The organism is Streptococcus mitis, assembly GCF_946190335.1.
Classification (GTDB): domain Bacteria; phylum Bacillota; class Bacilli; order Lactobacillales; family Streptococcaceae; genus Streptococcus; species Streptococcus mitis_CH.
The window spans coordinates 114,947-126,747 of the sequence record NZ_CAMHZN010000006.1 but is presented as its reverse complement, the minus strand read 5'-3'; the positions used below and the strand labels follow the sequence as shown (position 1 = coordinate 126,747).

11 protein-coding genes and 1 pseudogene are annotated in these 11,801 nt (G+C 37.9%); all 12 read left to right on the top strand.

The genetic code is table 11. From position 1 onward, the window contains the following. Positions 1-21: 21 nt before the first annotated feature. The 12 genes and pseudogenes from N8O43_RS08955 (at position 22) to comB (ending at position 11,632) form a co-directional block, all read left to right on the top strand. A complete protein-coding gene (locus N8O43_RS08955; protein WP_261090113.1) occupies positions 22-1,206 on the top strand; it encodes an N-acetylmuramoyl-L-alanine amidase family protein in 1,185 nt (394 codons plus the stop codon). Positions 1,207-1,938: 732 nt separating this feature from the next. After that, positions 1,939-2,790, top strand: a complete 852-nt coding sequence (locus N8O43_RS08950) for a GHKL domain-containing protein (protein ID WP_261223126.1) — start codon at positions 1,939-1,941, stop codon at positions 2,788-2,790. An 18-nt stretch (positions 2,791-2,808) separates the two neighbouring features. Beyond that, positions 2,809-3,018, top strand: coding sequence for a response regulator (locus N8O43_RS08945; protein ID WP_261090111.1), 210 nt, complete (start codon positions 2,809-2,811; stop codon positions 3,016-3,018). Then, positions 3,015-4,350, top strand: a pseudogene (locus tag N8O43_RS08940) (GHKL domain-containing protein). Before N8O43_RS08945 ends, N8O43_RS08940 begins: the two are co-directional and overlap by 4 nt. Beyond that, entirely contained in the window at positions 4,347-5,078 is a 732-nt protein-coding gene (locus N8O43_RS08935; protein ID WP_261090109.1) for a response regulator transcription factor, read from the top strand. The pseudogene N8O43_RS08940 and the gene N8O43_RS08935 overlap by 4 nt, the downstream one beginning before the upstream one ends. Positions 5,079-5,766: 688 nt before the next feature. After that, on the top strand, positions 5,767-5,955 hold the full coding sequence (locus tag N8O43_RS08930; protein WP_000180826.1) for a class IIb bacteriocin, lactobin A/cerein 7B family: 189 nt from the start codon (positions 5,767-5,769) through the stop codon (positions 5,953-5,955). A gap of 208 nt (positions 5,956-6,163) precedes the next feature. Next, entirely contained in the window at positions 6,164-6,343 is a 180-nt protein-coding gene (locus N8O43_RS08925; protein ID WP_033685275.1) for a class IIb bacteriocin, lactobin A/cerein 7B family, read from the top strand. 571 nt (positions 6,344-6,914) lie between these two features. Next, positions 6,915-7,094, top strand: a complete 180-nt coding sequence (locus tag N8O43_RS08920; RefSeq protein WP_033685273.1) for a hypothetical protein — start codon at positions 6,915-6,917, stop codon at positions 7,092-7,094. Positions 7,095-7,172: 78 nt separating this feature from the next. Further along, entirely contained in the window at positions 7,173-7,379 is a 207-nt protein-coding gene (locus N8O43_RS08915; protein WP_033685272.1) for a hypothetical protein, read from the top strand. Positions 7,380-7,769: 390 nt separating this feature from the next. Continuing rightward, positions 7,770-7,958 carry a hypothetical protein gene (locus tag N8O43_RS08910; RefSeq protein ID WP_000757184.1) on the top strand — a complete coding sequence of 63 codons (189 nt, stop codon included), beginning with the start codon at positions 7,770-7,772 and terminating at the stop codon, positions 7,956-7,958. A gap of 158 nt (positions 7,959-8,116) precedes the next feature. Further along, positions 8,117-10,270 (top strand): peptide cleavage/export ABC transporter ComA, encoded by a 2,154-nt coding sequence (gene comA / locus N8O43_RS08905; protein ID WP_049515843.1) that lies wholly within the window; start codon positions 8,117-8,119, stop codon positions 10,268-10,270. Positions 10,271-10,282: 12 nt separating this feature from the next. Further along, positions 10,283-11,632, top strand: coding sequence for a competence pheromone export protein ComB (gene comB, locus N8O43_RS08900; RefSeq protein WP_261090106.1), 1,350 nt, complete (start codon positions 10,283-10,285; stop codon positions 11,630-11,632). Positions 11,633-11,801 lie beyond the last annotated feature (169 nt).

Here is an 11,801-nt window from a genome sequence, read left to right as displayed (position 1 = left end):
ATAGAATAGGAGGAAATGGCTATGAAAAAATCTAAACTACTCACACTTGGTTTGCTTGCAGGTGCTGGACTACTATTGTCTATCAACCAAGCACAGGCTGCAGATACTTGGGTTAAAAATGGTGCTGACTGGAATCTTTCACAAGATGGCAGTCTAGCTAAGGATAAATGGGTACAAAATGCTGGCTCATGGTATCACTTCGACAGCACTGGTAAAATGCAGACAGGCTGGCTCAAAGACGGCAATACTTGGTATTCTCTAGCAGATAGTGGTGCTATGCGCACAGGATGGTACAAGGAAGGCAACACCTGGTACTCACTAGCAGATAGTGGTGCCATGCGTACAGGTTGGTACAAAGAAGGGTCTACATGGTACTATCTTCGTTTTAGTGGTTCTATGCAGACAGGTTGGGAGTTCATAGATAATAATTGGTATTATTTTGAACAATCAGGTGCAATGGCCTCTGATAGAGTTGTAAATTCTAGTGATGGCACAGGCTATATTCTCAGCAAGGATGGCCATATGTTCACTTTACAAAATAGCCCTTATAAAAATGGTGACATTGTTCGTTTAGGCGATGGATATGAATATCTGATTACAGCAAAATTTGACGGAAATAACTTTACTGATGTTATCGTGGATAAAAACACTTGGTATATCAAACCTGAGTTCAAGAAGTTCTCCGACAAATATGGAGATGAGGTTGCAAATACTACCTTAGCTTTAGTGGATAATAAAGAAGAAGGACAAGAAATTGATCCTAAGGCAGTTATTCGTAATTTCCAAAATCTACCAGGTCGATATTACTTTGGAGCAGATGGTCGTAGAGTATTACCACTTCCAGAGATGACAACTAGATCAGAAATCAAAAAAGTTGGCAATGATCTTTATCTAGAAGACCCAGGTGTACGACTTAGACTTCCATCTACTAACTTCACAATAAATAACAATAAACTATACCATTTAGATAATGGACAAGGTAAGCTTAAAACAGGTTACTTTGTATTGATTGATGACGGTATGTCTACAACCCACTATCATTTCCTTGTATATGCAGACCAATCTGGTGAGGTTCTTAAGATGAAACGCTTGCCATCAAGATTTTCAGATTATTTTGACAAAGAAATCGATGGTTTCTATGGTCAAAAAATTAAGATTACACAGCCAAATAAGTATGAATATTACAAGGTTCTTGTGGTAAAATAAATAGATAAGCAATCTTCACAACGAATATAAAATTAAAACGTGCAAATCATTTTCAAGAGGCTTTAGATTTCTTGTATTTTAAAAGAAACTAAAGCCTTTTGTGGATTTATAAGGGGATAGAGAGGATATAAAATTATGAAAAGGAGTTTGTCATGAAAATGAAAAATACATTTGTAGAATTGGAACAATTTGAAGATATTTACAGTTGGTGATATCTATTCCCAAAGCAAAGCTAGTGTTTTGCTACTAATGGGTTAATTAAACGGATTTATGATTATATTACTTGAATTTTTAGTGTTTATATTGATTTTAATCAATATTTTAGCTCCTCCGATTTATCTAGGTAGTCAACTCTCTAAAGCATTTTATGACAAACGTTCTATATTTCTTTTGGTAGTTTTTCAGCTATTTGCTACCTTCGTTTTTCCGAGTTTCTCGCATGTTGCTAATTTATTATTCTTTTATATAATATTTTGGATTGTGTTAAAGAAAAAGAAGAAGGAAGCTCTATTTCTTGCCCTTTATCTATTTGTGTTTTATCAAAGTATTCGATATTTGATTTTGACATTTATAATACGATTGATATTTGACTACTCTGAACTATCTGATTTTTTGCATAGTGGATTTAATTCTGTATTTAGTTTGATTTCGTTGTTTTTGTCTGTTGTCATTTTAAGACGATGGGGAATTGATTTCAATATATTATTTTTAGATAAATTTCAATCGTTAGTGATGAAAAGTATGTGGATTTTATCCTTATTGTTTGGTTTCAGACTTTTTTCATCCATTATGTCTGGGGGATGTAATCCTTTCTACGTTCGTTTTGACACGACCATTTCTCTCTTGATTTTCATTCTCTTTTTCTCTTGGCTCTTTTACATCAAGCATTTAGAGCAGGTTTATCGTGATGAGCAGACCATTCAGAGACAGGAAGATGAAAATCGTTCCTTGCAAGGGATGGTGGATAAGTTGGGTCATCTCTATGATGAGGTTCGAGGTTTCCGTCATGATTTTGCAGGGATTGTCGCCAGCATGGAGCCTGCCATAGCGAATCAAGACATGGCTGAGGTGTCTACCATTTATCAAGATGTCTTTCTAAAGACAAATGAAAAGCTGAGGAAAGCGGACTACACAGCCTTTAATCTTCACAATATCCATGACATAGCCATTCGCAATACCTTGGCAAAAGCCATGATTGTGGCAGATAAGCAAGGAATTCATTTTAGTTTGGAGACGGTGGGAGTCGTAGAAGAACTAGCATTGCCGATGTTGGAGGCTATCCGTATCCTCTCTATCCTCACGACAAATGCCTTAGAGGCAGCCGGTGAGTCTGAAAATCCGCAGATTCGGGTTGCTTTGTTGGCAAGTGATAGGAGTGTCCGTTTTATCATTGAAAACACTCGTAAGAAAGAAGAACTGAATCCCAGCATTCTCAGTCAAAAGGGTTATTCGACCAAGGGAAACCACAGTGGACTGGGCTTAGCGACCTTGGAGGACATGGTTTTTCATTATGATTTGAACTTAGATACCCAGCTAGGAGAGACGACTTTTATACAAGATTTAGAATTACCATTTAAGGGATGAGAAACGAGGGGGAGAGGAATGAGAATTTTAGTTTTGGAAGACGATAGAGTCCAGCAGGGACGGATAGAGCAGACTTTACTAGATATTGGTCGCTCTCGCAATTTGAGATTGGGAATTGATATTGCCAAAAACTATGGAGATGTTGAAAAGTATTCTCAGTATTTTGACCATTACCAACTCTATTTATTGGATTTAGAGATTGATGGAGAGTGTGATTGGATAGTATGATTTTGACTTTTATTAAGGAAACTCTATTTGCTTTATTGTTGATAGTCTCCATTATAGTTCCTCCAATCTATCTAGGTTACCAAATTACACCGGAATTTCGTAAAAAGAGATACGTAGTCTATTTACTAATGATGCAAGCAATAGCTGGTAAAACTTTTTTTGAAATTATGTATTTGGAAGCTTTAATCTTTTTTTACCTTATTTTCTATATGAAAGGGAAGAAAAAGGGGGAGTCTTTATTTCTTTCGCTCTATCTTTTTAGTTTTTATCAGAGTATTCGTTATTTATTGGTATTGTTCTATATTCGGATGCTAGATATAGATATGCTATCGGAAGTAGGAAATGGGATTGTTAACTCTTCTTTTTCCCTATTAGCTATCGTACTAACAGTAGTTATGATGAAACGTTGGTCTTTGGATTTGGATTTATTCTTTTCAGATACTTTTAAAACCCACTATCGTAAGAGTTTTTTCATTATCCTACCTCTGACTGTATTTAGGATATTCTCTTCGTTTATGACTAATAGAAATAGTTCTTTCTACGTTCGTTTTGATACGACCATTTCTCTCCTGATTTTCATTCTCTTTTTCTCTTGGCTCTTTTACATCAAGCATTTGGAGCAGGTTTATCGTGATGAGCAGACCATTCAGAGACAGGAAGATGAAAATCGTTCCTTGCAAGGGATGGTGGATAAGTTGGGTCATCTCTATGATGAGGTTCGAGGTTTCCGTCATGATTTTGCAGGGATTGTCGCCAGCATGGAGCCTGCCATAGCGAATCAAGACATGGCTGAGGTGTCTACCATTTATCAAGATGTCTTTCTAAAGACAAATGAAAAGCTGAGGAAAGCGGACTACACAGCCTTTAATCTTCACAATATCCATGACATAGCCATTCGCAATACCTTGGCAAAAGCCATGATTGTGGCAGATAAGCAAGGAATTCATTTTAGTTTGGAGACGGTGGGAGTCGTAGAAGAACTAGCATTGCCGATGTTGGAGGCTATCCGTATCCTCTCTATCCTCACGACAAATGCCTTAGAGGCAGCCGGTGAGTCTGAAAATCCGCAGATTCGGGTTGCTTTGTTGGCAAGTGATAGGAGTGTCCGTTTTATCATTGAAAACACTCGTAAGAAAGAAGAACTGAATCCCAGCATTCTCAGTCAAAAGGGTTATTCGACCAAGGGAAACCACAGTGGACTGGGCTTAGCGACCTTGGAGGACATGGTTTTTCATTATGATTTGAACTTAGATACCCAGCTAGGAGAGACGACTTTTATACAAGATTTAGAATTACCATTTAAGGGATGAGAAACGAGGGGGAGAGGAATGAGAATTTTAGTTTTGGAAGACGATAGAGTCCAGCAGGGACGGATAGAGCAGACTTTACTAGATATTGGTCGCTCTCGCAATTTGAGATTGGGAATTGATATTGCCAAAAACTATGGAGATGTTGAAAAGTATTCTCAGTATTTTGACCATTATCAGCTCTATTTATTGGATTTAGAGATTGATGGAGAGCGTGAACGGGGTTTTCAGGTTGCTCAACAGGTTCGGGAGCGAGATCCCTTTACAAGTATTGTCTTTGTGTCCACACACTCGGAGGCTTTGCCTCTAGCTTTTCGCTATCACTTGTCTGCCTTGGATTTTATTTCCAAGGATCAGCCAGAGGAAGATTACCGTCATCAGTTGGAGCGCTGTCTGGACTATGTACTGGCAGTGGACAAGAGGGAAAATATGCGTCTCTTCACCTATAGTTTTGAGGGAAGACGGGGCTTTACTCTGCCCTACCATGAGATTTTAGCCTTTGAAACCTCAGTGGAATCCCACCGTATCAAGGTCTATTATGCCAATCACTCTATTAAGACCATTTATGGCAGTCTCAAGGATATCGCTGCCAAGGCTGAAAAAGATTACTTTGTCTATGCCAATCGCAATACGTTGGTTAGTTTACAGGCAATTGAAGAGATGACTGCCACAGAAGTGACCTTGTTAGAAGGCTTGCATTTTCCCGTATCACGGACAGCCAGAAGAACCCTAAAAAAACATCTCAATGTCTAATATCTGTTAGACTTGGATGAGTTTATCAATAAGAATGTCGGAAAAATTTCTGATATTCTTATTTTTTTGACTTCTTTTTCGAATAGATAAGTAAGAGGAAAAAGGAAGGAGTATGGTTCATGTATCTACCAATTTTTTATCCGTGGTTTACTAAATTATTTTTCAAATAAATTTAATTAGTTGTACATTTTTGAATTGTTTTTCGAATAGATAAGTAAGAAGAAAAGGAAGGAGCCTAGCTCATGTTTATATCAATGTTCTACCCATGGTTCACTGAGTTATTTTTTAAATAAATTTAATTTAGTTGTACATTTTCGAAATTTTTTTCGAATAGATAAGTAAGAGGAAAAGGAAAGGAGTATGGTTCATGTATCTACCAATTTTCTATTCATGGTATATTAAATTATTTTTGAAATAAAATTTGATTTAGTTGTTTATTTTCGAATTCTTTTTCGAATAGATAAGTGAGACGAAAAGGAAGGAGCCTACGCGATGTATTTACCAATCTTATTGCCATGGTTTATCAAATGGTATTTAAAATAAATGAAATTTACCTGTTCATTTTAAATCACTTCTCAAATAGATAAGTGAGACGAAAAGGAATTCAGTAATTTATCTATTCTGGTTTTTAAAATGGTTTAAGAGCCAGAAATCGTAAACTAAAAAATAGAAATAAAGGAGAAAAAAGATGACAAATTTTGACAAAATGGAACAGAACTTTGTAGCTCTTACAGAAGAAGAGTTGATGAATGTAGATGGGGGAATTGCACCACTAGTAGTTGCGTTTGGAGTAGCGGCGTTTAAAGGTTTTTCTGTAACAGGAGGGGCTATTATACTGGGAGCAGGTCTCTATCAAGTTGGTAAAAATCTGAAATAAGACTTTGAGTAAGTTTTATGAATAGAATATTAAAAAAAATATATATAGGATCTGCTTTAATATCTTACAGCATATTATTAATTTATTCTCTACTTAATTTAGAGAAGGTATCGTTGGGGATCTGTATTTTGTTAGTAGCATTGACATACTATATTAATAAAAAAGAAATATTTAAAGCAAAAGTGAATAAGAGCAAGGAGAACTTAAAATGAATATTTTAGTAAATGATAATCAGTTTACAGAAATGACAGAAAAAGAACTAGCAACAGTTGATGGAGGAGTACTTCCTGCAGCGGTAGTAGCAGTTCCAGTAGGAATCAAGGTTGCGGGGTATGTTGTCGGCAGCTTATCTGCTGCAGGGCTAGTTGCATGGGGTTACTTTAGATAAGACACTTTGGAGAAATCAATGAATTTTTCAAACGAATTTGCGGCTGTTATTATATCAGCTTCAGGGATAGTGGGTTTATTAGTAGGAGTCACTATTGGCTTGGCTAGTATTATTTAAAGGGATATAACATGCAAAATTTGAATCAATTTGAAATCGTAGAGCAAAGTGAATAAGTTGGAGCAGGTTTATTAATTGTTATCAAAGGATCATTACTTCCTGTAGGTGGAGCAGCTTTGGGGTATTATGCGAATAGACCATAATCTGATTGTAGTCAGAGAGGCATTTCTATGTTTTTAAAAAAAGAAGTGATATTACTAGGGGTATTGTTATCGATACGTATTATTTTTACTATCGTTCAAATTTTAATTGACTATAAAATATTATCTGGACAGTATAGTGTAAATTTTATGGATATTTCAGAAGTATTTACTTACCCAATACTCATTTTACTCATTTACATAGCAATAAAATATAATACAAAGGAGTAATGAAGAACATGAATCAAAAGGATTTTGTGTATATGAATGGTAGCGTTTTTCCGCCATTCTTGTCAGGTAATTAGGGGTTTCTTATGAAAACATTTTTATTAGGCTTTGCTGAAGGGTATTTTATCGTATCGCTCATAATCTACATCGCAACGTATTTGATTTTGAAAAATCCAATCAATACCCTATTTTATCCAGAAATTTACCCCGTTTTATTTGGGCTCTTTTATCTAGGATATAAGATCAATAAAAAGCGAGTAGAGTAAACAGTTAAGAATGACTTGTTAGTCTGCGCTGAAAATAGCTAGGCTAGAATCTAAGAATGCATCACATCGGAGTTTAATATGAAATTTGTTAAATCAATACTGAAAGTTTGGCCTGAAATCATGGTATTACTTAGTTCAATGTCTTATACCATCATCAGATTAGTAGCTGATATGAATAAAGTATCTTTACCTACTTGGTTTGATAGTTTCAATATACCAACGATTGCATTATTTATGATGGTCTTCATTATTTTATACAGAAGTAAAGAAAAAAAGAATGGATAAATTTGAAGTAGTAGACTCTTTATAGGGAATAGGTGTCTTATAGTAACGAATCAAAAAAAGGAGTAACTATGAATCGTAATTTAGAACGGTGTTATCTATTCTGACCATGAATAGATTATACCAGAGGTGTCTTAGAAATAGCAGGGACATTAAAAATTGAAGTAACTTTAAATAGGATGTCGTAAAGGTTACTATCAATGATTTATTTGTTCCAAGCTTGCCTAGGGTGACAGTAAAAAATCAATTTCCTTTCATACCATATTTTTAGTAGGTAGGACGTTTGTTCTGCCTATTTTTTGCCAAAAAAAGTACAGTTGAGGTGTTTATTTAGAGTTTTACATATATTTTTGATAAAATAGTTATAGAAATTAGGAGAGTTGAAGAAAAGAAATGAAGAAGGTTTTAAGATATTTTTTAGTATTTGTTTTTCTGTTTTTGATGAATATTTTCATCTTTAAGATACTAGCAACTCTGGGATTTCAGCTGACAATGAGTGAAAAGAGTTATATTGTACCACCGCTGTTTTCGATTATCGTTTTGTACATGATTGACAAAAGAATTAGGAAGAAAAAGAAATAAATATATATATTTTAGGTAGGACGTTTGTTCTACCTATTTTTTATCCAAAAAGTGCAGTTGGGAGGGAGATAGGCGCATTTGGGGAGGAAGTCCAGTTTTTGTTTGAGGATTGGGGTAAGATAGTTATTATAAGATGAGTTTAGGAAAAGGAGATGAATATGAAATTTGGGAAACGTCACTATCGTCCGCAGGTGGATCAGATGGACTGCGGTGTAGCTTCATTAGCCATGGTTTTTGGCTACTATGGTAGCTATTATTCTTTGGCTCACTTGCGAGAATTGGCCAAGACAACCATGGATGGGACGACGGCCTTGGGCTTGGTCAAGGTGGCAGAGGAGATTGGTTTTGAGACGCGAGCAATTAAGGCGGATATGACGCTCTTTGACTTGCCAGATTTGACTTTTCCTTTTGTTGCCCATGTGCTGAAGGAAGGAAAATTGCTCCACTACTATGTGGTGACTGGACAGGATAAGGAAAGCATTCATATTGCCGATCCAGATCCCGGGGTGAAATTGACCAAACTGCCACGTGAGCGCTTTGCGGAAGAATGGACAGGAGTGACTCTGTTTATGGCACCTAGTCCAGACTACAAGCCTCATAAGGATCAAAAGAATGGCCTGCTCTCTTTTATCCCTATATTAGTGAAGCAGCGTGGCTTGATTGCCAATATCGTTTTGGCAACACTCTTGGTCACCTTGATTAACATTGTGGGTTCTTATTATCTGCAGTCTATCATTGATACCTATGTGCCAGATCAGATGCGTTCGACACTGGGGATTATTTCTATTGGGTTGGTGATCGTCTATATTCTCCAGCAGATCTTATCTTACGCTCAGGAGTATCTCTTACTTGTTTTGGGGCAACGTTTGTCGATTGACGTAATTTTGTCCTATATCAAGCATGTTTTTCACCTACCTATGTCCTTTTTTGCGACACGTAGGACAGGGGAAATCGTGTCTCGTTTCACAGATGCTAACAGTATCATCGATGCGCTGGCTTCGACCATTCTTTCGATTTTCCTAGATGTATCAACGGTTGTCATTATTTCCCTTGTTTTATTTTCACAAAATACCAATCTCTTTTTCATGACTTTATTGGCGCTCCCTATCTACACAGTGATTATCTTTGCCTTTATGAAGCCGTTTGAAAAGATGAATCGGGATACCATGGAAGCCAATGCGGTTCTGTCTTCTTCTATCATTGAGGACATCAATGGTATTGAGACTATCAAGTCTTTGACCAGTGAAAGTTCACGCTACCAAAAGATTGACAAGGAATTTGTGGATTATCTGAAAAAATCCTTTACCTATAGTCGGGCAGAGAGTCAGCAAAAGGCTCTGAAAAAAGTTGCCCATCTCTTGCTCAATGTCGGCATTCTCTGGATGGGGGCTGTTCTGGTCATGGATGGCAAGATGAGTTTGGGGCAGTTGATTACCTATAATACCTTGCTGGTTTACTTTACCAATCCTTTGGAAAATATCATCAATCTGCAAACTAAGCTTCAGACAGCGCAGGTTGCCAATAACCGTCTGAATGAAGTTTATCTGGTAGCTTCTGAGTTTGAGGAGAAGAAAACAGTTGAGGATCTGAGCTTGATGAAGGGAGATATGACTTTCAAGCAGGTTTCCTACAAGTATGGCTATGGTCGAGATGTCTTGTCAGATATCAATTTGACCATTCCCCAAGGCTCTAAGGTGGCTTTTGTGGGAATTTCAGGGTCAGGTAAGACGACCTTGGCCAAGATGATGGTTAATTTTTATGATCCAAGTCAGGGAGAGATTAGTCTGGGTGGTGTCAATCTCAATCAGATTGATAAAAAGGCCCTGCGTCAGTATATCAACTATCTGCCTCAACAGCCCTATGTCTTTAACGGAACGATTTTGGAGAATCTTCTTTTGGGAGCCAAGGAGGGGACGACTCAAGAGGATATCTTACGGGCGGTCGAGTTGGCAGAGATTCGGGAGGACATTGAGCGCATGCCACTGAATTACCAGACAGAATTGACTTCGGATGGGGCAGGGATCTCAGGTGGTCAACGTCAGAGAATTGCTCTGGCGCGTGCTCTCTTGACAGATGCGCCGGTCTTGATTTTGGATGAGGCAACTAGCAGTCTGGATATCTTGACTGAGAAGCGAATTGTCGATAATCTCATGGCTTTAGACAAGACCTTGATTTTCATTGCTCACCGCTTGACCATTGCTGAGCGGACAGAGAAGGTTGTTGTCTTGGATCAGGGCAAGATTGTTGAAGAAGGAAATCATGCTGATTTACTTGCACAGGGTGGCTTTTACGCCCATTTGGTGAATAGCTAGAAAGAGGAGAGGATGAAACCAGAATTTTTAGAAAGTGCGGAGTTTTATAATCGTCGTTACCATAATTTTTCCAGTCGGGTGATTGTCCCCATGTCCCTTCTGCTCGTGTTTTTGCTTGGCTTTGCAACTTTTGCAAAGAAGGAGATGAGTTTGTCTACTAGAGCTACTGTCGAGCCTAGTCGTATCCTGGCAAATATCCAGTCAACTAGCAATAATCGTATTCTTGTCAATCATTTGGAAGAAAATAAGCTGGTTAAAAAGGGAGAACTGTTGGTTCAATATCAAGAAGGGGCAGAGGGTATCCAAGCGGAGGCCTATGCTAGTCAGTTGGACATGCTCAAGGATCAAAAAAAGCATTTGGAGTATTTGCAAAAGAGTTTGCAAGAAGGGGAGAACCACTTTCCAGAGGAGGATAAGTTTGGCTATCAAGCCACCTTTCGTGACTACCTCAGCCAAGCAGGTAGTCTTAGGGCTAGTACATCGCAACAAAATGAGACCATCGCGTCCCAGAATGCAGCAGCTAGCCAAACCCAAGCCGAAATCGGCAACCTCATCAGCCAAACAGAGGCTAAAATTCGCGATTACCAGACAGCTAAGTCAGCTATTGAAACAGGTGCTTCCTTGGACAGTCAGAATCTAGCCTACTCTCTCTACCAGTCCTACAAGTCTCAGGGCGAGGAAAATCCGCAATCTAAGGCACAAGCAGTTGCGCAAGTTGAAGCGCAGCTTTCTCAGTTAGAATCTAGTCTCGCTACTTACCGTGTCCAGTATGCAGGTTCAGGTACGCAGCAAGCCTATGCGTCAGGCTTAAGCAGTCAATTGGAGTCTCTCAAATCCCAACACTTGGCAAAGGTTGGTCAGGAATTGACCCTTCTAGACCAGAAAATCCTGGAAGCAGAGTCAGGCAAGAAGATTCAGGGAAGTCTTCTAGACAAGGGGAAAATTACGGCGAGTGAGGATGGGGTTCTTCATCTTAATCCTGAGACCAGTGATTCTACCATGGTTGCAGAAGGTGCCCTACTAGCCCAACTCTATCCGTCCTTGGAAAAAGAAGGGAAAGCCAAACTCACAGCTTATCTAAGTTCAAAAGATGTAGCAAGGATCAAGGTCGGTGATTCTGTTCGCTATACTACGACTCATGATGCCAAGAATCAAATTTTCCTAGATTCTACTATTACAAGTATTGATGCGACAGCTACTAAGACTGAAAAAGGGAATTTCTTTAAAATCGAGGCGGAGACTAATCTAACTTCGGAGCAGGCTGAAAAACTTCGGTACGGGGTGGAAGGTCGCCTGCAGATGATTACGGGCAAGAAAAGTTACCTACGTTATTATTTAGATCAATTTTTGAATAAAGAGTAATGTTCGTGTTTTTAGAGTTAAATGATTTTAAAACTGTGAGAAAGATTCTTCTTGCAGTTTTTTCTTTATGATTTTCGATGTCACCACGTTATTTATTCGGTTAAATTCTTGTAATTTTAGGTTTTTTATGGTAGAATGTGCTCAAGTAATACGAAAGGCGAACTTTAAA